Here is a 25793-nt window from a genome sequence, read left to right as displayed (position 1 = left end):
AAGCCTCATTCGGTCTGGGATAACGGCTTTGTGTTTGCCGGTTGAACGGAGCCGGTTGCTTCGCCGTCGACCAGTTCCGCCTCGAGGATGTAGCGCAGCGGCCCGCGTTCGGTCGCATCGAAGGGCCAGCAGGTGGTCAGCACCAGGCGGCGGCCGTTGGAGGAGGGGTCAATGCCGCTGGCATCCCACGCGGCGATGCGGCCCTCGCCGGCCTTGAAGGTCAATAGTCTGCCGTCACGGCGGGTGACCTCGATCGTATCGCCGGGCTTTACAAATTGCAGCCAGCGGAAATGTGTGTCGCGATGAGCGGCGATCACCGAGGTGCCTTCCTCGCCGGGTTGCGGCGTGTCGGTGAGCCAAGCCGGGCCGAAGGCGAGGGCTTCGCCGGAGGCGCCGGAGAGCACGATCGCCTCCTTGCCGAGGCGCGGTGCGCGCACTTTGGCCTCCGTGGTGAAATCGGCCCAGGGCCAAGGTTTTTTCTCCTCGCCGTTGAGTTCCGCGGCGAAGGCGCGTTTCAGCAGGATCTGGGAGAGTTCCGCCTTCGCCTTCAGCAGGAAGCCCTCGCCGATCAGCGCCAAGCCGTAAAGAGCAAGGCCGGCGATAGCGACTGCGATCGTTTTTTCGATCGAGGAAAGACGCCAGAGGAAGAACCCCTTCCTCTGGCGCACTTTGGGCCTGTCGTGGGCCGTGGCGGCGGCCATGGCGAGTTCCAGATAGGTCGGAAGCGGCTCGAATTCGGCCGCTTCCTCGTTCCGGCTTGCTGAGAGCCTAGAGACCATTTGGCTTGGCTCCGAGCGCGATCATCCGCTTGATGCGCCGGCGCCAGACGGCCAGCCCGCTTGCCGCCATCAGCGCCAGCAGCAGCATGGTAAGCCCGCGGATGATCTGCTCGTCGGCGCGCGTCGCGGTCTGCGGCAGGTTTACGGTCGAGCTCCTCTGCGCGATCAGGGTTGCGGCCTTGGCTGTCGGGGCTGCGGCCATCATGTTTGCGATCTCAGGCGATGCGGCAAGATCCCGTGTTTCGGCCGCGGCCTGCTGCGGTCCGGCGTTTCCTACAGGGGTAACTGCGCCGTGACGTTCTCCGCCGCCAGGAGGAATAAGGTTTTCACCGAAGACCTTATCGAAATCCCAACCCTCAGGCAGGTTGAGCGGCAGCTTCGCCGAACCGAGCGGCTCGCCTGCCGGCCGCGACGGAGTGACGTCGACGGCGACCAGGCTGGTGAGGCGGGAGACGAGATGGTGGGCGAGCGCCACCGTCTCGATATCCTTGTCGAGCCCGGCCGGATCCTGACGCTCATAGGCGCGGGCTTCGAAATCATCGATCTTGCGCCGCGCCCAGAGCTTGGAGATGCCGCTGCCTTCGGCGGCATTGGCGATATCCATCTCGACGCGCCAGGGCTGGTCGCCGGTCTTGCCGATGATCTCAAGCTTGCCGGAGGGCTTAACCTCCGGCAGTTCCGCGGTTAGAACGACAGGCTCGCCGCTATAAAGGTCCGGCATCGGGTTCGGCGTGATATCCTCAGCAGCGATGCCCTCGAATTTTGCGGCGATATCGGTCATGGCGGGGTTCTGCAGCTTGGCGAAAAGCTCGCCCATACGGCTTGCCACCTGATCGGTCGAGCCGATCTGAGTGAAGGTACCACGGCCGATTTCGGCGGCCTTGGTCATGAAATAGGTGTTCGGGGCCGAGCCGATACCGACGGTAAAGACGCGGGCATCGCCGCGGTTTGCGGTGATTTCCTGGAAGAGCTGCTGTTCGTTGCCGATCGCACCATCGGTCAGGAACACGACCTGCCGCAGAGCTCGGGTTGCAACCGGTCCTTGATTGCGCAGCGCATCCTCGAGCGCGGGCAGCATCTCCGTGCCGCCGTCGGCGGTCAGGCCCCTGACATAGGCGATCGCCTTTTCCCGGTTGTCTGGGGTGCCAGCGACCAGGCCCTTGAAATAGTCGGTCATCGTGTCGTCGAAACGGATGACATTGAAGCGGTCGTCGGGGTTCAGCCTGGAAATGGCGAGCGCCAGGCTCTGCCTTGCCTGCTCGATCGACGGGCCGGACATGGAGCCGGAATTGTCGATGACGAAGACTACTTCACGTTTTGCCGGGGGCGCTGCCGCATCCGGCGCCGTGGGCGGAGTGACAAAGGCGAGCAAATAGGTCTTACCGTCCTTCACTTCGCGAAAGAGGCCGGCGCTCGGCAGCTTGCCGGGCGCGGGTTTCCAGGTGAACTCGAAATCCTTGTCGGCGGGAACGGCTTCGCCTTTCAGGCTGACCGTTCTTGCCTGGTCGCCGTCTTGGCGGATATCGACCTCGTGGAAGGAGGATTTGACCTCGCCGAGCGGGAAGCCGGCCTTGAGATTGACGGTCAGCGAAACCGGATTGATCTTGGCATTGTCGCGCGGATCGAGCACCGGGGCCTCGATCTTCTCCCGGTTTTCCACCGGATCGCGCGGCGTGGCGAAACCGGCGCCGTTGTTGAACTCGACGGTCTGGACGATCGGCGCCGGATTGTAGCGCGGGGCGACGACCATCGGGAAGCGCAGCGAGAACTCGCCGCCCGACTGGTGGACGGTCTGCTGATATTCGATCTGCACGACGATCTCTTCGCCGGGGCCGATATTGGCGACCTGGTTGGTGAAGATGTTCGGCCGCTGCTGTTCGAGCAGCGCCGTCTTCTTGCCCTCGGCCTTGGCCTGTTCGTAGATTTCGCGGGCTTCCTGGCGCGGCTTGATCTGGCCTTCGATGAAGCGTTGGCCGATCTGCATTTTCAGCGCATCGACGGCTGAATTGTCCGGCAGCGGGAAGACGTAGGTGCCCTCGACCCAGCCCTGGCTCGGGTTTCGGAAGCGTTGCGTCATCTTCACTCTGGCGATCGGGCCGGAGACATCGATTGCAACGTCGGTCTTCAGCCGCGGCGCTTCGACATAGAAGCCCGGTTCCTTCGACGGGAAGAGCAGCGAGCCGCTGTTTACGTCGTTCGGCCGGACGAGGGCCGCGAGCTGGCCGGAACCCTGCCGTGCCTCGGCGCGGGCGGTGGAGGCAAGCCCCAGCATCGCGGCGATGCAGGCTGCAAAGGCGGTGATGGCGACAAGAAATGAAATGGAAATACGGCGCGCGCGTATGCGCCCTATGGCATATTCGTCTTCCAGGAACATTGGCATACCCTCAATAACCAATTTCGGAGACAGAATGATGCGGCTTCGATCTCGGCGCGCTCGCGACCGAATTGCGGCGCGGCCCGGCATTTGTTGCGGCTTATTCGTGGCAACGACGAAATCCGACGATCTCTCTGATTTCAGAGGGTAAATTCCGACGATTGCGGAGATTGATCCAAGATCCTGGCAAGGAGATCCAAGCGCATATTCAAAGTGCATCGGACAGGATCGGTGTGCCACGCTGGTCGCGCGGCGAACCGATCAATAAGAATCATGTCGCCATGACGCCTTTGCGCTTGAAATGCCGTCATACTTTGGACATAGAGCTAACCGCAGAACTCCGGTCCCGGCTTTCTGCCCGTTTCAACCATTAGGACCGATATCATGGCCTTCCTTGCCGATGCTCTTTCCCGTGTGAAGCCTTCAGCCACCATCGCCGTCTCCCAGAAAGCGCGTGAGCTGAAAGCGAAAGGACGTGACGTCATTGGCCTCGGTGCGGGTGAGCCGGATTTCGATACGCCCGACAATATTAAGAACGCCGCCATCGACGCGATCAATCGCGGCGAGACGAAGTACACGCCGGTTTCCGGTATCCCTGAGCTGCGCAAGGCGATCGCCGCCAAGTTCAAGCGCGAAAACGGTCTCGAATATTCCTGGGAACAGACGATCGTCGGCACCGGCGGCAAGCAGATCCTGTTCAACGCCTTCATGGCGACGCTGAACCCCGGCGACGAAGTCGTCGTCCCGGCGCCTTACTGGGTTTCCTATCCCGAGATGGTGGCGCTGTGCGGCGGCACGCCGGTTTTCGTTTCGGCCACCCAGGAACATGATTTCAAGCTGCAGCCGGCCGATCTGGAAAAGGCGATCACGCCGAAGACCAAGTGGTTCATCTTCAACTCGCCGTCCAACCCGACGGGGGCTGCCTATACGCATGCCGAGTTGAAGGCGCTGACCGACGTGCTGGTCAAGCATCCCCATGTCTGGGTGCTGACCGACGACATGTACGAGCACCTGACTTATGGCGACTTCAAGTTCGCCACGCCAGTCGAAGTCGAGCCCAGCCTCTACGACCGGACGCTGACGATGAATGGCGTTTCCAAGGCCTATGCAATGACCGGCTGGCGTATCGGTTATGCCGCCGGCCCGCTCCAGCTCATCAAGGCCATGGACATGATCCAGGGTCAGCAGACCTCGGGTGCGACGTCGATCGCCCAGTGGGCGGCTGTCGAGGCGCTGAACGGCACCCAGGACTTCATTCCGGCGAATAAGAAGATCTTCGAAGGCCGCCGCGATCTCGTCGTTTCCATGCTGAACCAGGCCAAAGGCATCGTCTGCCCGGTGCCGGAAGGCGCCTTCTATGTCTACCCTTCCTGCAGGGGCCTGATCGGCAAGACGGCTCCGTCGGGCAAGGTCATCGAGACCGACGAGGATTTCGTTTCCGAACTGCTGGAATCCGAAGGCGTTGCCGTCGTTCACGGCTCGGCCTTCGGCCTCGGCCCGAACTTCCGCATCTCCTATGCGACGTCGGAAGATCTTCTAGAAGAGGCCTGCCGTCGCATCCAGCGTTTCTGCGCCGCCTGCAAGTAAGCTGATTGCCGCAATATCGATCGAAGGCCTGCCGGTGACGGCGGGCCTTTTGTTATCCGGCGTTGACGATGTGGCTGCATGTGGCTACATTTGGCGTCATGAAGACCGTTTCAATCCGCGATGCGAAAAACCGCCTGACCGAGCTTGCCCGCGAAGTCGAGGAAGGCGAGACCATTGTCGTGACGCGGAACGGCCGGCCGGTGTTCGATCTCGTGCCGCACCAGAAGCACGGCGGTTTGAACCTCGAGGCCGGCGAGGCCTATCTTCGTTCTAAGGGCATCACGAGGACGGACATGTATATCGCCGACGACTTCGACGATCCTTTACCGGAAGATTTTCTTCTCAAGCCGCTGCCGTGACCATGCGCGTGCTGCTTGACACGCATGTGGTGATCGCCGTTGCGCAGAAGAAACTGGCGGAGCGTTTTCCGCGTGTCGAGCAGTTACTTTCGGATAGTGCCGCCAGCGGTTTCGTCAGCGTCGCCAGCCTCTGGGAAATTGCGATCAAGACCAGGCTTGGCAAACTGCAGCCGGGATTACCCCTTGAGACCATTCCCAATTATCTCAGGGTGATCGGCCTGACGATCCTGGCCATCGACATCCCGCACGTCATCACCGCCGCAGACCCCGAGCCAGAGACACGCGATCCCTTCGATCGCCTGCTGCTGGCGCAGTGCAAGGTCGAGGACCTGCAGCTTGCCACGGTCGACCGGCTGCTTGTCGGCCATCCGCTGGCGCTGAGGCTATAGTTCATATCCCGATTCAACGCGTTGCCCCATTGAATCCGCTTCGCCTCGCAAGTCGTTGAATTTCGATTCAAAAGGTGAGGACGAGTGCCGCTGGGGAGGGTGGTCTGCGGTTGCGGGCGGACGCCAAACCAACTAGATATCCGGCATCAAGTTCAATTTGCCGCTTCGGGAGCCGGATTTTGCAACAGAGTGCCGTCATCGTATGTTCGGATGTCAACATGCTCCCGGCCGCCTGTTGCACCCTGCTTTCCGTCAAACGCAATCTCGGCGATTCCGCTGTCGAGTTCCTGCTTCTCGGCATCGACCTCAAGCCGAACGAGGTCGCCGAGGTCGACAATTTTGGGCGGCTTCACGGTATGGCGATCAGGGTGCTGCCCTATAACACGCCGGATACCGGTCTCCAGGCGCGGGGCCGTTGGTCCGCCGCGACGCTGGCGCGGCTCTATATGGATCGGGATATCCCAGATTATATCGAGCGCCTGCTTTACCTCGATGCCGATGTGCTTGCGGTGGCGCCCGTCGATGAACTCTTTACGAGAGATCTCCAGGGCAAAGCGCTCGCCGCTGTCGACGATTATGTCATGGCCTTTCCCGAGAAGGCCGGCGCACGGCAGCGCAAGATCGGCATGGGCGAGGGCGGCCGCTACTTCAATGCCGGCGTACTGCTGTTCGACTGGTCGGCCTGTCGGGCGAAAGGGCTGTTTGCCAGGACCCGGGAAGTCTTCGAGGAGCGGTCGCATCTGTTCGAGAACAACGACCAGGATGCCCTGAACGTCACTTTCGATGGCGACTGGCTGGTGCTCGATCCACGCTGGAATACGCAGACGGGGCTCCTGCCTTTTGTCGCCCGACCGGCCATCTTCCATTTCACCGGCCGGAAGAAGCCCTGGCAGGCAACCGTGCCCTGGGTGCACCGGCGGATGGCCAAGCGCTATGCCGAAGATCTTCGTAACACGCCCTGGGCTTCCTTCTGCAGGCAGCCGTCGATGACGGGCCGGGTGACGGGCTTCCTTTCGCATGTGGGAAAGCAGATCGGCGGGCTGACGCGGCTTGGACGGATGCGCGCCTATTTCAGCAACAGCTAGTCGGGCGGTCAGAGCGCATCGTCCTTGGAAAGTGCATGTGAGGCGATATGGAAGCAATCCCCAGCGATAACAAAGCTTTGACCGGCTTCAATTTCCTGACCCCGGACGCGTGGAAGGCGCTGCTGTCGCGGTATTCCCACATCGTGTTGGTGGCAAACAGCGAGGCGGTCGATCTCGAGTGGCTGCGGAGCGAATTGCCGGAGACGGCACTCTACGTTTTCTTCAACAAGGTCTACAAGGTGCTCGACGAGCCCTTTGTCGGCCATTCGATGCTGGTTGCCCGCAGTGACGTGATGGGCGCCCATATCGTCCACCGGCGCGAGGTGGCGGATGTCTTGCGCTTCTTTAGCGGCGACGATTTCCTCGGCGTCGTCAACATCCGGGTGTCCGTGGAGGAAAATCTCAGCGAAAGCGGCCGCTTCGAAGGCGCTCAGGTCCGTCACCTTGATCTTGCGCAGATGCTCGTCGGTGTCTATCCGATCGGCAAGATCGCGACGAGCGGCTTTGCGGTAGCGCTGTGGCTGGCCGATCTGCAACTGCCGGCTAAGATACTGCTTTCCGGCTTCTCCGCAAAACGGAGCGAGAAGTGGAAGGTCTTCGACGTTCACGACTGGACGTTCGAGCAAATCTTCCTGCGTCTCTTTGCGCGCATGGGTTCGATCTCGATGATGGGCGGTGTCGATGCCAGCCCCTATTCGGCGCTCGCCAAACGGTTTCCCGACGTGCCGCCGATCGAGATCGCGATGACCGCGGCAGAGGTCTTGTCGGAGCGGCTCGACAATACGAATACGCAGATCGACAGACTGATGTCAGTTACTAAATTCATCCGCTCCGTCGACAATTTCTTTCGGCGGTTCAAACCAAAAACCCGCAAGGAGCGTTTTCTTGAAAAATCGAAGGAGTGACTGTCGCAAGGCGTTGCCGACAGGCGTGGCCAAGAAAACGTTGCTCAATACTGGCGATCGAGTGGACAATGGAACAACAGAACGTTCGAATTTTCGTCGGATTTGATCCCAAGGAGGTGGTCGCCTACCACGTTCTCGTGCAGAGCATCATCGAGAAGTCGTCAATCCCGGTCGAGTTCTCGCCCATTGCGCTTTCCAATCTTGGCGGGATTTTCACCCGCGAGCGCAATACGCTGCAATCGACGGAGTTCTCCTTCTCGCGCTTCCTGACGCCCTATCTCAGCGACTACCAGGGCTGGAGCATCTTCATGGATTGCGACATGCTGATGCGTGCCGATATCGCCGAGCTTTGGGCATTGCGCGACCATCGTTACGCCGTGATGTGCGTCAAGCACGACTACCAGCCGAAGGTCGAAACCAAGTTCCTCGGCCAGACGCAAACCAAGTACGAAAAGAAGAACTGGTCGAGCTTCATCCTCTTCAACAATGACGAATGCCGCGCGCTGACGCCCGACTACGTCAATACGGCGACCGGGCTGCAACTGCATCAGTTCAAGTGGCTGGAGAACGAAGACCTCATCGGCGAATTGCCGGTGACCTGGAACTACCTGGTCAATGAATACGACTACCGCGAAGACGCCAAGATCGTCCATTTCACCGATGGCGGGCCGTATTTCGAGGAATACAAGAACGACGATTACGCCGAGGAGTGGTTCGCAACCCGCGAACGCCTGCTTTTCGTCCAACAGCGCGCCTAGAAACCGCTGCGCACTTTTGCTCTCTGGACACTGTCCTTTCCTTCCCGCAGGGGAGCGAGGCCCTCAAAGGCTCAGCGCCGTCAGCATGACGAAAGTGGCGAAGAGGATGAAATGCGTCATGCCTTCGATGGCGTTGGTCTCGCCGTCGTTGAGGTTGATCGCCGCGGCAATCAGCGTGATCGTCACCATCACCGTCTGCACCGGGGTCATCGCCATGATGAAGGGCTGGCCGGTATAGAGCGCGATCGCCTCCATGACCGGCACCGTCAGGATCACCGTCGACAGCGAGGCGCCCATGGCGATGTTGACGGTCGCCTGCATCCGGTTCCTGAGCGCTGCCCTCAAGGCGGTCAGGATCTCGGGGGCGGCTGAAATCGCCGCGACGACGACGGCGGTCACCGCGATCGGCGCGCCGCTGTCACGCAGACCCTCGGACATGAAGGCGGCCATGAACTCGGCCAGCAAGCCGATGATGACGACGCCGACGAGAATGGTGGCGATCGACAGCGCGGTCGGCTCGTCTGAGCCATGCTCGCCCGGACTTTCTTTCTTCCGTTCGGAGCGCGGGTAGCTGTAGCTGAAGAAATAGCTGTGCTGGCCGACTTGCATGCGCAGGAAGAGGCCGTAGAGCGCAATCATCGCGACGATGGTGAAAGCGGAATAATAGTGCCATTTATCATGCGGCACGAATTCCGGCACGATCATCGAGATGCCCATGGCAGTGAGGATCATCACCCCGTAGGTCTTGCCTGAATTGTCGTTGTAGGGCTGTTCTCCATGCTTGAGGCCGCCGAGCAGGGCGGCGAGACCCAGAATGCCGTTGATATCGAGCATCAGGGCGGAATAGATCGTGTCGCGCACCAGTGTCGGCGAACTTTCTCCGCTCATCATGATGGCGAGGATGATGACCTCGACGGCGACGGCCGACAGCGTCAGGATCATCGTGCCATAGGGGTCGCCGACCTTGACGGCGAGCAGTTCGGCATGATGGGCTACGCGGATCGAGGCGAGAACGATGGTGCCGACCAGGGCGGCGGCGGCGATCAGCGCGACGCCGCGCCCCATCTCGATCACCGCATGTTCCAAGAGATAGGCGATCGCCGCAACGGCAAGTGCGACGACCAGAAACTTCTCTTCTTTTAAGCGTGACGCAATCGCCAAGTTTCAGCTCCTGTCCCGATTCATGCGTTTTATCTAAGCCACTGATTTCGCATATCAAGGAAGCCGTGATCTGGTGCCATTTGCAGTCTTCGGCGTTTAATGGAATACTGAACACCATCGGGGCCGGAAAGCAGATCGCGGCGTCCTCGAATTCTCGTCACGCGGCCGCGATGACCCGGACCCTGTCCGGAAGCATGCGAATGCGCAACAAGAAGATGAGGAGACGGATGCATGATCAAGGTGGTCTATGAAGTCGTGCCGCATGACGGCGGCTGGGCCTACAGGCTGGGAGGCGTCTACTCCGAGGCATTCCCGACCCACGCCGAGGCGCTCGAAGCTGCGCGCATCGTCGCGGCCGAACAGCAGGTCGGCGGCGATTCCGCCGAGATCAGCTGGCAGGACGAGAACGGCAAATGGCATGAGGAATATGCCGAGGGCGGCGACCGGCCGGAAACCGAGGTGGTAGACGGCCAGTGGAAGGATCGCGCGGCCGGGGCCTCGCCAGGCATTTGAAGTTAACGATCGTCTGCCAATGCCCGCGCGACGATCGTGTCGACGAACTCGCGCTTATGCGCGGTATAGCCGTCGCCATCCATCCTGAATTCGCCTGCCAGCCTGCGTTTGAGTGCGGCATATTCGGCCGCAGCCTCGGGATGCGCGATGAGATGGTCCCGGAAAGCCAGCCGGTTACGATGCGTGCCATTGCCGGCAGGACAAAGGTAGACCCGCTCCCGCGGCACCAAACCTCTCGATAAAAACGCCCAGACCTCGTCGTCATAACGATTGCCGCGCGGTTCGTAGCCTTCTGCGAGAAGTACGTCGGTGGCGGCCTTGATATGCCCGAGGCCGGGAAGAACGATGTCGATATCGATCAGCGGCTTGGCGGTCATGCCTGATATGGAGGTGCTGCCGATGTGATCGACGGAGAGCGCCTGCGGCAGCAAGACAAGCAGCCTGTCGCGGATGCGCCGGAACGCCTGCGGCCATTGCGGATCGTAGGGCACGAGTTCAACCGGATCGTGGGTCATCATTTTTCCGCTACAGCGCCGTTTATCCGACAGGACAGGTTTGGAATGCTCTCTGGCATTGAAATTTGCGCATGATTCTCTTCGAAAATCGATTCCGGATTTCGAAGTTAAGTGCTGGTCGAATATCGATGATAGTCCTGAAGCCCCTTGACCAGTGCGTCGAAGGTGGCGCGGCAGCGCGGCGAGGTCTTCAGGCTCTCATGCATCGCCACCCACATGCCGAGCGGGATGTTGAACGCATCGGGCAGGAGGTGCACCAGATCGGGGTTGCCCCGTGCGAGCCCGATCTGGCAGAGACCGATGCCGACGCCGGCGCGGATTGCCGAAAGCTGGGCAAGATTGCTGTCGCTCCTGTAGGAGAAGTCGATGCCCGGCACTTCATAGCGTTTTGTTACCATGCGGACATAGGCCGTCTGCCGGTCGAAGCCGATGAGCCGGTGGTTTGCGAGGTCAGCCAGGGTTTGCGGAATGCCGTGTCGTTCGAGGTAGCGGCGGTGGGCGTGGAAACCGAGCGGGATATCGCCGATGCGGCGCACGACGAGCGCAGCTTGCTGAGGCTCGGCCATGCGCACGGCGATATCTGCCTCGCGGGTCACCAGATCCTCAATCGCATCGGAAGCCGAGAGCTCGATCTGGAGTTGGGGATAGGTCTCCTGCAGCGGTCCGAGAACCCCAGGCAGCACTTCAACGGCGATGACCTCGCTGGCGCTGACCCTGACGGTTCCGGCGACGCGCTCGCGCTCACCGGATGCGGTGCGCATAAGGGCGGCGGTGGTTGCCGCCAGCGTCTCGGCATAGGGCTTCAGCGCCAACGCGGCGTCAGTCGGCAGCAGACCGTTCGGGGATCGGGTGAAGAGTTCGGCACCAATTGCCGTTTCCAGTGCGTCGACATGGCGGCCTATAGTCGGCTGCGTCAGCCCCAACTCGCGAGCTGCGGCCGAAAGCGATCCTTGCTGGAGCACGGTCAGGAAACTGCGGTAAAAATCCCAGCTCGGTTCAGTGTTCATATATTTTTGTATAGCAGATGCATTTATTTCGTCAATTTTGTTTATTCTGGCGCGGTGGCATAGTCCCTCCAGTCAAGTGAAGGAGATGATTGTCATGAGCAGCGAAATGAACACCACGGCCCTCGTTCTCGGCGCCACCGGCGGTATCGGCGGCGCGATTGCCCGCAAGCTGCTTGCGCGCGGTTGGCGCATCCGGGCGCTCAACCGTGATGCCGCCAAGGTGTCGAAGCGCGACCCGGCATTCGAATGGGTCCAGGGCGATGCGATGAATGCCGGTGACGTCCTGAAGGCGGCTGAAGGCGTCAACCTGATCGTCCATGCCGTCAATCCGCCCGGCTATCGCAATTGGGAAACGCTGGTGCTGCCGATGTTGGACAATAGCATCGTCGCTGCCCGAGCCGTCGGTGCGGGCATCGTACTGCCAGGAAACGTCTACAATTTCGGTCCCGATACCCTGCCGGCGCCGACCGAGGAAAGCCCGCAGCATCCGCTGACGAAGAAGGGGGCGATCCGCGTCGAGATGGAGAAGCGGCTGGAAGCGGCATCGCACGCCGGCGTTGGCGCAATCATCGTCAGGGCCGGCGATTTCTTCGGCCCAGGCACCACAGAAAACAGTTGGTTTTCGTCGGGTCTCGTGACGCCGGGCAAGCCCGTCGGCACGATCAAGAATCCGGCGCGGCGCGGCATCGGCCATCAGTGGACCTTTCTGCCCGATATGGCGGAAACCGTCGCCCAGCTCATCGAGCGGGCCGACCGGCTGTCGCCCTTTGCCGTCTACCATATGGAGGGGTTCTGGGATGCGGACGGTATGCAGATGGCCGAAGCGATCAAGCGTGTTGCCGGCGGCAAGGCGAGGATCGGCCGTTTTCCCTGGTGGGTCGTGCCGCTCGCCGCGCCCTTTATTCCCATGCTGCGCGAGATCAAGGAGATGCGTTACCTCTGGAAGGTGCCGCTCAGGATGCGAAACGCCAAGCTTGTGGCCGAACTCGGCAAGGAGCCGCAGACGCCAATTGACGAGGCCGTCAGGGCTTCGCTTGTGGCGCTCGGCTGCCTGCCCGAACCGCGTCGCGACACGGCGCCGGCCTTTATGGTGCCGTCGCCTGAGAATCCGGGTTAAGCCTCAAGTTCGGCCAGCGCGATCCGTGCGACCGTCAGGGCCGTTTCTGCCTGCTCAATATTCGGATCGCCGAGGAACCAGGCGGCGGATAAGCCGGAATAGGCAGCGATCCATTGCAACAGCCGCTTCGGCGAGAGCCGAGCCTCCGCCGAGACGATAGCGAGCTGGCGGCGAAAACGAGCGGGGTCGGTGATAACAGGCAATTCCTCATTGGCGAAGATATCGGCGAAATCGAAGCCGCGCTCGCCGTGCAGCCGCTTCGGATCGATCGCCAGCCAGCCGCGCGCCTCGAAATCGAGGATATTGTCGTGGTGGATGTCGCCGTGAAGGACGGCGAGGTCGCGCGGATCGGCAAGCAGCGCGTTGGCAATCGCCGAACATTCGGCCAGCGTGCCGCCATGTTTTTTGGCTGCTGGTTCCAGATCGCGGAACCAGCGGCTGAGGGGCACGGGATCGGGGAGCGGTTTTTCGCGCGGCGTATGCAGCTGCGCTGCGGTGCGGCAAAGAATGCGGCTTGCCTCGTCGTCCTCGCCATTCATCGCCATGGCAAGCAGCGAGCGTTTTCCCATCGCCCGTTCCAGGAGCACCGCGTCGCCCTCATGAGCGTAGACATGGGCTGCGCCGTCGCCATCCCACCATTGCATCAACAGGGCGCCATATCGTTCATCGATATCGGCGGCCACTTTCAGCATGGCGGGCTTGTCCTGCCAGAGGACCGGCAGCAGGCGGCTCGAGTGGGTGAGGATAGGCTCGCCGTCTGGGATCAACGACCAGCGATCAAGATAGGAAGCGAACATGGCGACACCTTAGCGGAGGTTGCTGTCAATGGAAATCCCGCCCTTGGGCGGGATTTCGCGGTTCGTATCCGAAAGGCTCTCAGGCGACCTTTTCGAGGATGGGATAGTCGAGATAACCCTTGGCGGTGCCGCCATAGAAGGTCGACTGGTCGGGCGTGTTGAGCGGCAGGTTCTTCGCCAGCCGTTCGACGAGATCGGGATTGGCGATGAAAGGCTTGCCGAAGGCGACGAGATCGGCACGGCCGCTTTCGACGGCGTCGATCGCCAGCTCCCGGTCGTAGCCGTTGTTGACCATCCAGTCGGCCTTGCCGCCGGCTTTTTCATAAGCCTGGCGCAGCGCCTTGTAGTCGAAGGAAGGATTGTCGCCTTGGCGGTAGTCACGCTCGCCGCCGGTTTGGCCTTCGATCACGTGAAGATAGGCGAGGCCGTGTTTGGCCAGCCCCTCAACAACGTGGGTGAAGGTCGCCTGCGGATTGGAATCGTAGCTTTCACCCGATGGCGTCACCGGCGAGATGCGGATCGCTGTGCGGCCTGCGCCGACCTCCTTGACCACGGCATCGACCACTTCAAAGGCCAGGCGAGTGCGGTTTTCAATCGAGCCACCATATTGGTCCGTCCGGTCGTTGACGCCGTCGCGGATGAACTGGTCGAGCAGGTAGCCGTTGGCGCCGTGGATCTCGACTCCGTCGAAGCCGGCGTCGATGGCGGCACGGGCAGCCTTGCGGTAATCCTCGACGATGCCGGGGATTTCGGCGGTTTCGAGCGCGCGCGGCTCGGAGGTGTCGGTAAAGCTGCCGGTGCCGTCGCCATTGACCAGATAGGTCTTGGCCTTGGCGACCCGGTCGGTCGAGGAGACCGGCTTGCCGCCATCCGGCTGCAGCGTCGTGTGCGAGATTCGGCCGACATGCCACATCTGGACGACGATCTTACCTCCTGCCGCGTGAACGGCGTCGGTCACCCGCTTCCAGCCGTCGAGAGCCTCTTTGCTGTAGAGACCAGGTACGTTGGCATAACCCTGGCCCTGATGGGTGATCGCGGTCGCTTCGGTGATGATCAGGCCCGCGGTGGCGCGCTGGCGGTAATATTCGACATTGAGGTCGTTGGGGATAGCACCCGGCGAACGGTTGCGGGTGAGCGGCGCCATGACGATGCGGTTCTTGACTGTGATATCGCCAACCTTGGAGGGTTCGAAAAGCTTGGCCATGATGGTCCTTTCTTTTGCGGGAGGATCACTCGGCAGGGGCGAGGGCGGCTCGGCCCCTGGCGGAGAGATAGGTGAGCGCCGTCGCGCCGAGGCCGATCAGGGCCATCAGGGCTGCGGCGAGCGGAACGCGGGTGAGATCGAAGCCGGCATCGATGACGAGACCGCCAACCCAGGCGCCGAGCGCATTGCCGGTGTTGAAGGCGCCGATATTGATCGTCGAGACGAGGTTCGGAGCGTCCTTGCCGAAGCCGACGACGCCGACCTGGAGTGCCGGCACGGCGGCAAAGCTTGCCAGTGCCCAGAGGAAGAGGGTGATTTCGGCCGGGATGAGGAAGCGGCTGGTATAGCTGAAGGTGATCGAGGTGAGGGCGATCGCAGCAAAGACGCCGGCAAGTGTGACGCCGAGCCGCCAGTCGGCAAGCTTGCCGCCGACGAGATTGCCGATGGTCAGCCCGAGGCCGATCAGGAACAGCGTCCAGGTGACGCCTTCCGGGGAAATGCCGGTGACATCACGCAGCAGCGGCGCGATATAGGTGAAGAGGGCAAACATCGAAGCGGAGAAGAAGACCGTGGTGGAGAGCGCCAGCCACAGGCCGCCGTTCCTGAGGGCTGCGATCTCGCGCAGGATGCTGCCATTTTCCTGCTGCTTATCCCTGGGCAGGATGGCAATCAGGCCGAGAATGGTAACGACCCCAATGACGGTGACGACACCAAAGGTGGCGCGCCAGCCATAGGCTTGGCCGATAGCGGTGCCGATCGGCACGCCGAGGACATTGGCAAGCGTCAGGCCGGTAAACATCAGCGCGACGGCGCGGGCCTTGCGGTCTTCGGCGACCAGGCCGGCGGCGGCGACCGAGCCGATGCCGAAGAAGGCGCCGTGGCAAAGTGCGGTCACGATGCGGGCGATCATCAGCAACCAATAACCGCTCGCCAATGCGCAAAGCAGATTGCCGGCGATGAAGAAGGCCATCAACGCGATCAATGCGGTGCGGCGCTTCAGTTTCGCGGTCGAGACCGCCATGACGGGCGCGCCGATCGCGACCGCCAGCGCATAACCGGTCACTAGCCATCCGGCCTGCGGGATGGTGACCGAGAGATCGGCAGCGATCTCCGGCAGCAAGCCCATGATGACGAATTCGGTTGTGCCTATCGCAAAAGAGCTCAAGGCGAGGACGAGCAGGGCGAGGGGCATTCTAAAGATCCTGTGTCATCTGCTTGAGGAAAGCAGCGATCGTTTCTTCGTTGCGCTTGTAAAATATCCACTGTCCCACGCGTTTCGTGGTCACGAGGCCGGCGCGCTGCAGGGTTCCGAGATGGGCCGAGACGGTGGACTGCGATAGGCCGCAGCGCTCGAACTGACTGGCACAGACACCCATCTCAAAGGGATGCTCCTGCGTGGGGAAATGTTCTTCGGGATTTTTCAGCCAGCTCAGAATGTCCATCCGGGTGGGATGGGCGAGCGCCTTGATGATCTCGTCTTTGTCCATCGTCGTTTACCGAACCATAAATCGTGTTTAACCGATATATTGATCGTTGGATCTCGATATGCAAATCACGGAGACGTGAGGCCGCGGCTTTTGTTGAGTGAGCAAATTTTGGGCAAAAAAAGAGGGCCACCGGAAAACCAGGGCCCTTTTAATTGTGAAGGTCAATAAACCTCCAGAGGGGAACAGCTAATGCGGTGGTACTGGGAGAGAAACCACAAGATGCATCAGCTGAGAGAGATATGGTGCTTCCTTAGGCAGGTTTCAATGCTTTTTTGTGCATGCCTGCTATGCGTCGCACAATTTTTTTGCGATGCAGCATTCCCCGAGGAGGCAAGGCAAAAAAAGAGGGCCACTGGAAAACCAGGGCCCTTATAAGTGTGAAGGTCAAAAACCTCCAGAGGGGAACAGCTAATGCGGTGGAACTGGGAGGAAAAGCCACCATGTGCATCAGCTATGTGCGATATGGTGGTTTAATGGGCAAACGGCAACCCTCATTTGTGCATGCCAGTCATGCGCCCATCGCATAGTATGGAAAACATTCCATAAAACTGGCTTAAAAATTCCAGTTTCTCGCCTTGCTGACGATGAAATCCCGAAAAGCTTTCAGCTTGGCGGCGTTCTTGATCTCGTCCGGATAGCAAAAATAGGTGTCGAAAGAGGGGACGTCGGCATTGATCGCCAGCTGAATCAGGCCTGGATCGCGGCCGACGATGTAATCCGGCAGGCAGGCGACACCGATTCCGAGCAGGGCGGCGCGCTTGATCGAGGTCTGGCTGTTGATCTGCAGATGCGGGATGCGCTTATTGTCGGACGAGCGGCCAGCGACCTCAAGCCAGTTGACGTCGAGCAGATAACTCGGCGCTGGCTCGCCGAAGGTGATGATGCGGTGATTGTCGAGATCCTCGATCTTCTGCGGCTCGCCATGGCGGTTGATATAGGAGGGGGCGGCATAGACGTGCATGTGCACGGTGAAGAGCTTGCGCTGGATCAGGTCTGATTGCTGCGGCTGGCGTAGGCGGATTGCGCAATCGGCATGGCGCATGTTCACATCCACTTCCTCGTTGTCGAGGATGAGCTGGATCTGCACATCGGGATAAAGCTGCAGGAATTCCTGGATCTTGTCGGTCAGCCAGCCCTGGCCGAGGCCGACCGTGGTGGTGACACGCAGCTTGCCGGACGGCGTTTCCGTCGTTTCCGTCAGCTGCATCTTCACGGTTTCGAGCTTCAGCAGCACGTCATGGGCGGTGCGGTAAAGCAGCTCGCCCTGTTCCGTCAGGATCAGGCCGCGCGCATGGCGGTGAAACAGCTTGGTGCCGACATCCTGCTCCAGCGCGCTGACCTGGCGGCTGATGGCGGATTGGGACAGATGCAGTTTATCCGCCGCATGCGTGAACGAACCCGCCTCGGCAGCTGCGTGAAAAATACGCAGCTTGTCCCAATCCAATGGCATTCCCCCACCCCTCATGCCGATCTTACTCCGCGGCCACGGCGACAGGCATGTGACCCGTCAGATATCGCTCGGCTTCAAGCGCTGCCATGCACCCCAGGCCAGCAGCGGTGATCGCCTGGCGGAACGTATCGTCGGTCACGTCGCCGGCGGCATAGACGCCCTCCAGGCTGGTCGCGGTCGAATCCGGCGCCGTCCAGAGATAGCCATTGTCCTTCAGCTTCAGTTTGTCCTTGAACAGTTCGGTGGCCGGCGCATGGCCGATGGCGACGAAGACGCCGTCGATCGGCATCTCGGTGATCGCCCCGGTTCTGACGTCGCGCAGGCGCGCGCCAGTCACGGATTGTGGCATCGGCGGCTTGGCCGGCGTTCCGGTGATTTCGGCAATTTCGCTGTTCCACAGCACCTTGACGTTTTCCTTGGCGAACAGGCGTTCCTGCAGGATCTTTTCAGCCCGGAAGAAATCGCGGCGATGCACCAATGTGACCGACTTGGCGATGTTGGAGAGATAGAGAGCTTCCTCGACGGCGCTGTTGCCGCCGCCGACCACGATCACATCCTTGTTGCGATAGAAGAACCCGTCGCAGGTGGCGCAAGCCGAAACGCCAAAACCCTGGAAATGCTGCTCGCTCTCGATGCCGAGCCATTTGGCCTTGGCGCCGGTGGCGATGATCAGCGTATCAGCGGTCCAGACCTGGCCGCTGTCGGTGCGGGCGACGAAGGGACGCTGGTTCATATCGACTTCGGTCACGAGGTCGTTGACGATCTCGGCGCCGACATTTTTTGCCTGCTGCAACATCTGTTCCATCAGCCAGGGACCCTGGATCGGATCGGCAAAGCCCGGATAATTTTCGACATCGGTGGTAATCATCAGCTGGCCGCCCTGTTCGAGACCGGCGATCAGAACCGGCTTCAGCATGGCGCGCGCGGCATAGACCGCGGCGGTATAGCCTGCGGGTCCGGAACCGATGATGAGCACCTTTGTGTGGCGGGCGGGCATGTCATTTCCTTTCGACTGGGCAGGAGGGCGGCGGCGCAGTGGCGATTGCGCCGTTTCGCGGTCCACGCGCCATTTATGAACGTCCAATGCTTTTATTCAAGGGCAGCCTTGCGTTACCAACAAGGCAAATCGCCCGGATGTGCAAGAATCCGTCATCGGCGTGAAACATTCTTGCGTATTGCGCCGCTTTATATAGAAGCTCCCCGCGGAGAATTAAAGAAAGGCAATGATGTGGGTCGCGCCGAACTCGACGTCATCGACATAAAGATCCTCCGGGAGCTGCAGGCCGACGGCCGCATGACCAATGTGGAGCTTGCCGATCGGGTCGGCATCTCGGCGCCGCCCTGTCTGCGCCGGGTGCGCAAGCTCGAGGAAGCCGGCATCATCGAGGGTTACCACGCGATGCTGAACAGCCCGAGGCTCGGCTTCGACCTCGTCGCCTTCTGCATGGTCGGCCTCAAGCATCAGTCGGAAGGCAATCTCAAGGCCTTCGCCGCCGCCACCACCGAGTGGCCGCTGGTGCGCCAAGCCTGGATGGTCTCGGGCGACAGCGATTTCCTGCTGCATTGCGTGGCCGAAAATCTCACCCACTTCCAGGATTTCGTCATCGAGGTGCTGACGGCGAACGAACATGTCGATACCGTGCGCACCATGCTGACGATCCGCCAGGTGAAGAAGCTCGGATTGGTGGAAGTTTAAGCCACTTACTTGCGCTGGATATAGCCGCCACGGTTGATGCCGTGGCGCTGGAGTTTGTCGTAAAAGGTCTTTCTCGGAATGCCGAGCGCCTCGATCGTGCGGCGCACGTCGCCGTCATTGGCCGTGAGAGCGTCGCGGATGATCTCCGCCTCGTGACGTTCCAGCCGTTCGGGCAACGTGCCGCCCGTCGGCTGGGTGGGGATTGGTGCCGCTCCGCCGCCTTCGACGCCCAGCACCACGCGTTCGGCATAATGGGAGAGTTCGCGGACATTGCCCGGCCATGCATGCGAGGCAAAGTGGCGGCGCACTTCGGGCGAAAGCTCAGGCACATCGCGGCGGAAGCGCTCGGCGGCGCGGGCGGCGAAGTGGGAAAACAGCAGCGGAATATCCTCGCGGCGCTCCCGAAGCGGCGGAATGGAGATCGTCACCACATTCAGCCGGTAATAAAGATCCTCACGAAAATCGCCGCGCAGGTCGGGATCGCCGAGGTCGATCTTGGCGGCTGCAACGACGCGAAGATCGATCGGGCGTACCTCATTGGTGCCGAGCGGGGTGATTTCGCGCATTTCCAGCACGCGCAGCATCTTGACCTGGGTGGCGACGGGCATGCTCTCGATCTCGTCGAGGAAAAGCGTGCCGCCGCTTGCATGTTCGATGCGGCCGGTGCGGCGCTTCTGGGCGCCGGTAAAGGCGCCGGCCTCGTGGCCGAACAGCTCGCTTTCGATGACGGTTTCGGGTAGCGCCCCGCAATTGAGCGCCACGAAGTTGCCCTTCCGGCGGTGACTCCATTGATGGAGGATCTGGGCGACCACTTCCTTGCCGCTGCCGGTTTCGCCGGCGACAAGCACGTCGACATCGGTATCGGCGATGTGGCGAAGGATCTTTCTCAAGTTTTCCATGACCGGGGTCTGGCCGATCAGCGGCGAATTCTCCTGTGCATCTTCGGCAGCCTTGCGCAGCATGCGGTTTTCCAGGATGAGCTGCCGCTTCTCGCTGGCGCGACGCACGCTCTGGACGAGCCGGTCAGCCGCGAAGGGTTTGGCGATGAAATCATAGGCGCCGTCCTGGATCGCCTGAACCGCCATCGGAATATCGCCGTGGCCGGTCATCAGGATCACCGGAAGGTCGGCATCCATGCCCTTGAGCGTGGCGAAAAGCTGCAGCCCGTCGATCTCTGGCATGCGGATATCGGTGACAACGGGACCGGCAAAATCCGCGGGCAAGTCTGCCAGAGCAGCTTTCGCCCCGTCATAGGCCGAAACGGAAAATCCGGCGAGTTCGAGCGTCTGGGCAGTGGCGCGGCGCAAATCTCTGTCGTCGTCGATCAGCGCAACGGGCATCGGTGTGGCCATGATCTCAAGCCTTCCTCAGATGAACGACGAACCGGGTCCCGCTGCCGTCGCTGTCAACCTCCATGCGGCCGCCATAATCGCCGACGATATCCTTGGAGATGACCAGCCCCAGGCCGAGGCCGCTTTCCTTCGAGGTGTTGAACGGCGTGAACAGGCCCTTGCGGATTTCAGGTGAAATGCCGGGACCGTTGTCGGCGACCGTCAGTGTCACGATCTCCGCATCGGCCGATGTCCTGACTTCGACGCGCGCCTCATCGGCCTTCGGCGCGACTGCTTCGAGTGCATTCTGAAGCAGGTTGATCAGCACCTGTTCAAGACGGATGCGGTTTCCCATGACCTGCAGTTCGGCCGGCGGCAGGGCGATGTCGAGCGTATCCATGCGGCCGGCAAACCGGCTGCGCAACAGCATTACCGCACCTTCGATGACGTCCTTTAATCCTGTCGGTTCGGCGCTGCCGCGGCCCTTGCGGGCAAAACTCTTCAGCTCCTCGGTGATCGAACCGATGCGCTCCGTCAGCGCAGCAATGTTTTCGAGATTTTCACCGGCCGGCGCCGTCTGGCCGCGATCGAGGAAGGTGCGGGCGTTATCCGCATAGGCGCGGATGGTTGCCACCGGCTGGTTGATCTCATGGGCGACGCCTGCAGCCACCTGGCCGAGAATTGCCAGCCGGTTGGCCTGCACCAGATCCTGCTGCACCGCCTGCAGTTTCTGCTCCGTGCTCCTGTGGCCGGTAATTTCCGCCTGCAACCGGTCGCGCGCCTGGCTGAGATCCAGCGTCCGCTCGGCCACCCGCTGTTCCAGTTCCTCCCGTGCTTGCTGTTCTCTGAAAATCTTGAGGGTGACCGCCTGGCGGCGGCGCAACAGGAAGGCTGCACCTGAGAGCAGCGGCAAGAGCATGAGCAGTGCCAGCATCCGGGCCTGGCGAATGCCCGCATCGATGGATGGCCCCAGCGCCACCAGATGCTGCAAATGCCATGCCGTCGCCGGAACCGGCATTCCGACATCGAGAAAGCTGGTTTTGCCGGCGCCGCCCGGCATGACGATCTCGACGACGTCAAGTCTGTCGCCGAGACTTCGGACGGTATCGAGCGGCAGCGGCTGAAGCGGCGCATCGCCGAATTGCAGGCTTTCGCGGATCGCCGTCAGCTGGTCCTCGGCGATCCGGCCAATCGTCATGAACCGCCAGGAAGGAATGCTGGTGATGAGGACGATGCCGCGGTCGTCGAGGACATAGGAGGGGGCGTCCGTCGCATTCCAATCCGCCTCGACGTCGTCGAACTCCACCTTGACCACGACGACGCCGAGCAGCCCGCTGCTGCCGGTGATCCGCTCCGAGATATAGAGGCCGGGTTTCTTGCTGACGGTGCCGAGCGCGAAGTGCTCGGCCTGTCCTTGCGAGACCGCGCCCTGAAAATACTCTCGGAAACGATAGTCGTTGCCGACGAAGCTCGTCGGTTCGCGCCAGTTGCTGGCCGCAACCGCCATGCCGTTCTTATCGATGACATAGATGACGGCCGCCTTCGTGCCCGCCGCCAGGACTTCGAGTTTCCGGCTGAGCTGCTCGAACGTGCCGGCATCGTTTCCCGCTAACGCCGCGGCGAGTGCAGCGTCTTGCGACAGCACGAAGGGAAGCGCCCGGTATTTTTCGAGAACCGTGCGCAACAAGGCCGCATTCAGCCTCGCATCCGTGCGAGCCTGTTCTTCGAGGGCAGCCTCGGCCTGGTAGCGGCCGACCTCGCCGCTGGCCCACAGGCTTGCGACGACGGCAAGAAGCGCGATCACCGCATAGGCCCACCACATCCGGCGGATGCGGTGCCGCAGGGGCAGGGAAGGCCACAGCGATGGCAGGGACAGGGACATGGGGGATTTGTGCATTTTTCTGCACGGGATGCAAATAAATTTGTGCGGATTTCCGCATTGCTCCACGGGCTGCGGGTAACTAGTGAAAATTTTTATACCATCAAATCAAATGCTTAATGCGATAATTCGAAACTGGCACGACGATTGCGAAGGAGATGGCAACAACGGCTGAGCTGTTGGATTCAAGCGAACGGCTCGGGAGGCCGGAGATCGTTCCGGACGAGCCTTAAGGAGGACATCATGATCGCAGCACCATTTGATGCAGTCGCAGACAGCAAGGGCAAGACGCCTTTTTATGCCCATCTCTACGTTCAGGTTCTCGCGGCGATCGCCGCCGGTATCCTGCTCGGCCACTTCTATCCCGAACTCGGCGCGCAGTTGAAGCCGCTCGGCGATGCCTTTATCAAGCTCGTCAAGATGGTCATCGCCCCGGTCATCTTTCTGACAGTGGCGACCGGCATTGCCGGCATGAGCGACCTGAAGAAGGTCGGCCGCGTCGCCGGCAAAGCGATGTTGTACTTCCTGACCTTCTCGACGCTGGCGCTGGTCATCGGCATGATCGTCGCCAATGTCGTCCAGCCCGGCGCCGGCATGAATATCGATCCGGCCTCGCTGGATCCCACTGCCGTTGCCACCTATGCTTCGAAGGCGCATGAGCAGAGCATCGTCGGTTTCCTCACCAACATCATCCCGACGACGATTGTCGGCGCCTTTGCCGATGGCGACATTCTGCAGGTGCTGTTCTTCTCGGTGCTGTTCGGCATCGCGCTTGCCATGGTCGGCGAAAAGGGCGAGCAGGTCGTCAATTTCCTCAATGCGCTGACGGCTCCGGTCTTCAAGCTCGTCGCCATCCTGATGAAGGCCGCCCCGATCGGCGCCTTCGGCGCCATGGCCTTCACCATCGGCAAGTACGGCATCGGATCGATCGCCAATCTCGCCATGCTGATCGGCACTTTCTACCTCACCTCGCTGCTCTTCGTGCTCGTCGTTCTCGGCGCCGTCGCCCGCTATAACGGCTTCTCGATCCTGGCGCTGCTGCGCTACATCAAGGAAGAGCTGCTGCTGGTTCTCGGCACTTCGTCTTCCGAGGCCGCACTTCCCGGCCTGATGAACAAGATGGAAAAGGCCGGCTGCAAGCGCTCGGTCGTCGGCCTCGTCATCCCCACAGGCTATTCCTTCAATCTCGACGGCACCAATATCTACATGACGCTGGCAGCACTGTTCATTGCCCAGGCAACCGGCATCAATCTCTCCTGGGGTGACCAGATCCTGCTGCTGCTGGTGGCGATGCTGAGCTCCAAGGGTGCCGCTGGTATCACCGGCGCTGGCTTCATCACGCTGGCCGCAACGCTCTCCGTCGTGCCCTCCGTGCCGGTCGCCGGCATGGCGCTCATCCTCGGCATCGACCGCTTCATGTCGGAATGCCGGGCACTGACCAACCTCGTCGGCAATGCGGTGGCGACGATCGTCGTGGCACGCTGGGAAAACGAGCTGGATACCACGCAACTCGCCGCAGCGCTGGGCGGCCAGACCATCGACGGCGCTCCGGCTGCCGGGCTTCAGCCGGCGGAGTAATCGGCTGGATCATATCATTGAAATCTTGCGGCGGCTCGTTACCAAACGGGCCGCTTCTCTTTTCCGCGTCAGCCGCGATTGTCGCTAAGAAGCCTGGTGTAGACGGCGCCGATCGCGGTTGCTTCCTTCTCAAGCGCAAAATTCGTCCTGACATGCTTCAACGCATTCTCGCCATGCGCAATCGCCAGCGCGGGATCAGCGATATAAGGAGCGATTGCACGCGTCAGCGCCTCGCCATCGCCGGCGGCGACCACCGCGCCGGTCTCGCCTTCGGCGATGAGCTCGGCATAGGCGCCGGCGTCCGATGCCACCACCGCGGTCCGCGAGGCCATGGCTTCGAGCGGCGTCAGGCCGAAGCCCTCGTTGCGGGAAGGGGCGACATAAAGCGTCAAGCGGCGATACCAGACCTTGATATCGGGCACTTCGCCGAGGAAGACGATACGGTCGCTGAGGCCGGCGGCGGCGACATCGGCCTTGAGCTTGTCGCCGAAGGCCGTGTGTTCCGCCGTCACCCGGCCGGAAACGACGGCCGTCCATTCGGGGTGCTGCGGCAAGAGTTCGATCATCGCCTTGACGAAAAGATCGGTGCCCTTCTGATGACGCACGCGGCCGAAACAGCCGACGAGATAGCCGCCGGGCAGGCCGGTGGCGGCTATGCCGTCTTCGGCCGTTTCCGGCGGATGGAAGAGGGCAAGATCGACGCCGTGCTGGATGACCGTGTGCGGCACCTCGAGAAACGAGCCGGACCGGTCGCTGGTTGCGATCACCGCATCCATGCGGCGGATCAGCCATTTCGTATAGGAAGTGTGGCGGCGTTGGGCAGCTGAGGTGAAGAGCAGCTTCAGCGGCATGCGCAGCACGTCGCGCAGCAAAAGGCCGAAGGCCATCTCATTGTTGCGGCGGGCGTGCCAGACGCGCCGGCGCCGGCGCGCCGGCGGGCGCCAGAGACCTGGAAGTTGCGACCATCGCAGTTTCGGCAGGCCTTCGGGCAGGCCGGGACCGAGCGTTGCTATCCTGAAACCAAGACGGGTCTGGCACGGAATGAGCTGGACGATGGTCGACGTGACGCCGGAGAGCCGGCGCTTGAAATTGGGCGCGATGATCTCGACGTCACTTATGTCCGGCAAGGGATGGATCTCGTGTCTGGCGGGCGATCAGCCCCAGCTAACCTGGAGGATCTCGTAAGCCTTCGAACCACCCGGTGCATTGACCTCGATGGAATCGCCGACTTCCTTGCCGATCAGCGCACGGGCGATCGGCGAGGAGATGGAGATACGGCCGGCCTTGACGTCGGCTTCCTGGTCGCCGACGATCTGGTAGGTCTTTTCTTCCTCGGTATCCTCGTCGACGAGCTTCACCTTGGCGCCGAACTTGATCTTGTCGCCGGACATCTTGGTGAGGTCGATGACCTCGGCGCGCGCCGTCAGGTCTTCCAGCTCGCTGATGCGGCCTTCATTGTGGCTCTGGGCTTCCTTGGCGGCGTGGTATTCGGCGTTTTCGGAAAGGTCGCCATGGGCACGGGCTTCGGCGATCGCCTCGATGATTCGAGGGCGCTCCTCCTGCTGACGCCAGCGCAGTTCTTCCTGCAGCTTGACGAAACCACCCGGTGTCATTGGTACCTTTTCAACCATTTTTCTGTCCTTCACTCCTTGTATCCACGCGGTAGGCGCGAACACAAAAGAAAACAGGTCCCGAAGGGTGCTTCGGAACCGTGCCACAATCCTAGTTAAGTGCTTATAGCAGATCGCCAAGGCCGATTTCCAGAAAATTCGCATAGACGAAAAAGCAGGTGGCCGCGACAGCCGGTCATCCGTCGCAAAAA

25 protein-coding genes are annotated in these 25793 nt (G+C 61.3%); 10 read left to right on the top strand and 15 right to left on the bottom strand.

Features of this window, described 5'->3' with window-relative positions; genetic code table 11:
* Positions 1–5: 5 nt before the first annotated feature.
* Positions 6–779, bottom strand: a complete 774-nt coding sequence (locus RLEG4DRAFT_RS25500) for a class GN sortase (protein WP_003581113.1) — start codon at positions 777–779, stop codon at positions 6–8.
* Positions 769–3153 (bottom strand): marine proteobacterial sortase target protein, encoded by a 2385-nt coding sequence (locus tag RLEG4DRAFT_RS25495; RefSeq protein ID WP_003581111.1) that lies wholly within the window; start codon positions 3151–3153, stop codon positions 769–771. The genes RLEG4DRAFT_RS25500 and RLEG4DRAFT_RS25495 overlap by 11 nt, the downstream gene beginning before the upstream one ends.
* Positions 3154–3537: 384 nt before the next feature.
* Here RLEG4DRAFT_RS25495 and RLEG4DRAFT_RS25490 point away from each other — a divergent pair, with 384 nt between their 5' ends.
* The 6 genes from RLEG4DRAFT_RS25490 (at position 3538) to RLEG4DRAFT_RS25465 (ending at position 8236) form a co-directional block, all read left to right on the top strand.
* Positions 3538–4740: a pyridoxal phosphate-dependent aminotransferase gene (locus RLEG4DRAFT_RS25490; protein WP_003581110.1), complete on the top strand. Its 1203-nt coding sequence runs from the start codon at positions 3538–3540 to the stop codon at positions 4738–4740.
* Between the two features lie 98 nt (positions 4741–4838).
* On the top strand, positions 4839–5099 hold the full coding sequence (locus tag RLEG4DRAFT_RS25485) for a type II toxin-antitoxin system Phd/YefM family antitoxin (RefSeq protein WP_037094794.1): 261 nt from the start codon (positions 4839–4841) through the stop codon (positions 5097–5099).
* A gap of 2 nt (positions 5100–5101) precedes the next feature.
* Positions 5102–5488 (top strand): type II toxin-antitoxin system VapC family toxin, encoded by a 387-nt coding sequence (locus RLEG4DRAFT_RS25480; RefSeq protein ID WP_003581106.1) that lies wholly within the window; start codon positions 5102–5104, stop codon positions 5486–5488.
* Positions 5489–5667: 179 nt separating this feature from the next.
* Positions 5668–6573, top strand: a complete 906-nt coding sequence (locus RLEG4DRAFT_RS25475; RefSeq protein WP_085061939.1) for a glycosyltransferase — start codon at positions 5668–5670, stop codon at positions 6571–6573.
* A gap of 47 nt (positions 6574–6620) precedes the next feature.
* Positions 6621–7478 carry a hypothetical protein gene (locus tag RLEG4DRAFT_RS25470; protein ID WP_003581103.1) on the top strand — a complete coding sequence of 286 codons (858 nt, stop codon included), beginning with the start codon at positions 6621–6623 and terminating at the stop codon, positions 7476–7478.
* 68 nt (positions 7479–7546) lie between these two features.
* Positions 7547–8236 carry a hypothetical protein gene (locus RLEG4DRAFT_RS25465; protein ID WP_003581102.1) on the top strand — a complete coding sequence of 230 codons (690 nt, stop codon included), beginning with the start codon at positions 7547–7549 and terminating at the stop codon, positions 8234–8236.
* A gap of 63 nt (positions 8237–8299) precedes the next feature.
* On the opposite strand, the gene RLEG4DRAFT_RS25460 is transcribed toward RLEG4DRAFT_RS25465, so the two are convergent.
* Positions 8300–9397: a calcium:proton antiporter gene (locus RLEG4DRAFT_RS25460; protein WP_003581100.1), complete on the bottom strand. Its 1098-nt coding sequence runs from the start codon at positions 9395–9397 to the stop codon at positions 8300–8302.
* A 231-nt stretch (positions 9398–9628) separates the two neighbouring features.
* Here RLEG4DRAFT_RS25460 and RLEG4DRAFT_RS25455 point away from each other — a divergent pair, with 231 nt between their 5' ends.
* Entirely contained in the window at positions 9629–9910 is a 282-nt protein-coding gene (locus RLEG4DRAFT_RS25455) for a DUF2188 domain-containing protein (protein ID WP_003581099.1), read from the top strand.
* Between the two features lie 2 nt (positions 9911–9912).
* Here RLEG4DRAFT_RS25455 and RLEG4DRAFT_RS25450 read toward each other — a convergent pair whose 3' ends face one another.
* Both RLEG4DRAFT_RS25450 and RLEG4DRAFT_RS25445 read right to left on the bottom strand, forming a co-directional pair.
* Positions 9913–10428, bottom strand: a complete 516-nt coding sequence (locus tag RLEG4DRAFT_RS25450) for a GrpB family protein (protein ID WP_037094143.1) — start codon at positions 10426–10428, stop codon at positions 9913–9915.
* 104 nt (positions 10429–10532) lie between these two features.
* Positions 10533–11432 (bottom strand): LysR family transcriptional regulator, encoded by a 900-nt coding sequence (locus RLEG4DRAFT_RS25445; protein WP_003581095.1) that lies wholly within the window; start codon positions 11430–11432, stop codon positions 10533–10535.
* A gap of 94 nt (positions 11433–11526) precedes the next feature.
* On the opposite strand from RLEG4DRAFT_RS25445, the gene RLEG4DRAFT_RS25440 reads away from it, so the two are divergent.
* Positions 11527–12549 (top strand): NAD(P)H-binding protein, encoded by a 1023-nt coding sequence (locus tag RLEG4DRAFT_RS25440; protein ID WP_003581094.1) that lies wholly within the window; start codon positions 11527–11529, stop codon positions 12547–12549.
* Here RLEG4DRAFT_RS25440 and RLEG4DRAFT_RS25435 read toward each other — a convergent pair.
* The 6 genes from RLEG4DRAFT_RS25435 to trxB form a co-directional block, all read right to left on the bottom strand.
* Entirely contained in the window at positions 12546–13346 is an 801-nt protein-coding gene (locus RLEG4DRAFT_RS25435) for an aminoglycoside phosphotransferase family protein (RefSeq protein WP_003581093.1), read from the bottom strand. The genes RLEG4DRAFT_RS25440 and RLEG4DRAFT_RS25435 overlap by 4 nt on opposite strands.
* Before the next feature lie 79 nt (positions 13347–13425).
* Positions 13426–14550 carry an alkene reductase gene (locus RLEG4DRAFT_RS25430; RefSeq protein ID WP_003581092.1) on the bottom strand — a complete coding sequence of 375 codons (1125 nt, stop codon included), beginning with the start codon at positions 14548–14550 and terminating at the stop codon, positions 13426–13428.
* Between the two features lie 25 nt (positions 14551–14575).
* Positions 14576–15742, bottom strand: coding sequence for an MFS transporter (locus RLEG4DRAFT_RS25425; protein WP_003581091.1), 1167 nt, complete (start codon positions 15740–15742; stop codon positions 14576–14578).
* Between the two features lies 1 nt (position 15743).
* On the bottom strand, positions 15744–16037 hold the full coding sequence (locus tag RLEG4DRAFT_RS25420) for an ArsR/SmtB family transcription factor (RefSeq protein WP_003581090.1): 294 nt from the start codon (positions 16035–16037) through the stop codon (positions 15744–15746).
* Between the two features lie 553 nt (positions 16038–16590).
* Positions 16591–17487 (bottom strand): LysR family transcriptional regulator VtlR, encoded by an 897-nt coding sequence (locus RLEG4DRAFT_RS25415; RefSeq protein ID WP_003581089.1) that lies wholly within the window; start codon positions 17485–17487, stop codon positions 16591–16593.
* A 22-nt stretch (positions 17488–17509) separates the two neighbouring features.
* On the bottom strand, positions 17510–18484 hold the full coding sequence (gene trxB, locus RLEG4DRAFT_RS25410) for a thioredoxin-disulfide reductase (protein ID WP_003581088.1): 975 nt from the start codon (positions 18482–18484) through the stop codon (positions 17510–17512).
* Between the two features lie 231 nt (positions 18485–18715).
* Between trxB and RLEG4DRAFT_RS25405 the strand changes: the two genes are divergently transcribed.
* Positions 18716–19183, top strand: a complete 468-nt coding sequence (locus RLEG4DRAFT_RS25405) for an Lrp/AsnC family transcriptional regulator (RefSeq protein WP_003581087.1) — start codon at positions 18716–18718, stop codon at positions 19181–19183.
* A 5-nt stretch (positions 19184–19188) separates the two neighbouring features.
* Here RLEG4DRAFT_RS25405 and RLEG4DRAFT_RS25400 read toward each other — a convergent pair whose 3' ends face one another.
* Positions 19189–20535 carry a sigma-54-dependent transcriptional regulator gene (locus RLEG4DRAFT_RS25400; protein WP_003581085.1) on the bottom strand — a complete coding sequence of 449 codons (1347 nt, stop codon included), beginning with the start codon at positions 20533–20535 and terminating at the stop codon, positions 19189–19191.
* A 4-nt stretch (positions 20536–20539) separates the two neighbouring features.
* A complete protein-coding gene (locus tag RLEG4DRAFT_RS25395; RefSeq protein ID WP_037094140.1) occupies positions 20540–22411 on the bottom strand; it encodes a sensor histidine kinase in 1872 nt (623 codons plus the stop codon).
* A gap of 225 nt (positions 22412–22636) precedes the next feature.
* Between RLEG4DRAFT_RS25395 and RLEG4DRAFT_RS25390 the strand changes: the two genes are divergently transcribed.
* Positions 22637–23971 carry a dicarboxylate/amino acid:cation symporter gene (locus RLEG4DRAFT_RS25390; RefSeq protein ID WP_003581081.1) on the top strand — a complete coding sequence of 445 codons (1335 nt, stop codon included), beginning with the start codon at positions 22637–22639 and terminating at the stop codon, positions 23969–23971.
* A 68-nt stretch (positions 23972–24039) separates the two neighbouring features.
* Here the strand turns inward: RLEG4DRAFT_RS25390 and RLEG4DRAFT_RS25385 are convergent, their stop codons facing one another.
* Positions 24040–25098, bottom strand: a complete 1059-nt coding sequence (locus RLEG4DRAFT_RS25385) for a glycosyltransferase family 4 protein (protein WP_003581080.1) — start codon at positions 25096–25098, stop codon at positions 24040–24042.
* A gap of 27 nt (positions 25099–25125) precedes the next feature.
* Positions 25126–25602, bottom strand: a complete 477-nt coding sequence (gene greA / locus RLEG4DRAFT_RS25380) for a transcription elongation factor GreA (protein ID WP_003565408.1) — start codon at positions 25600–25602, stop codon at positions 25126–25128.
* Positions 25603–25793: the final 191 nt, after the last annotated feature.

Source organism: Rhizobium leguminosarum bv. trifolii WSM2297 (assembly GCF_000271845.1).
Note: the sequence above shows the minus strand (reverse complement) of the source record. Positions and strands in the feature narration are given on the sequence as shown.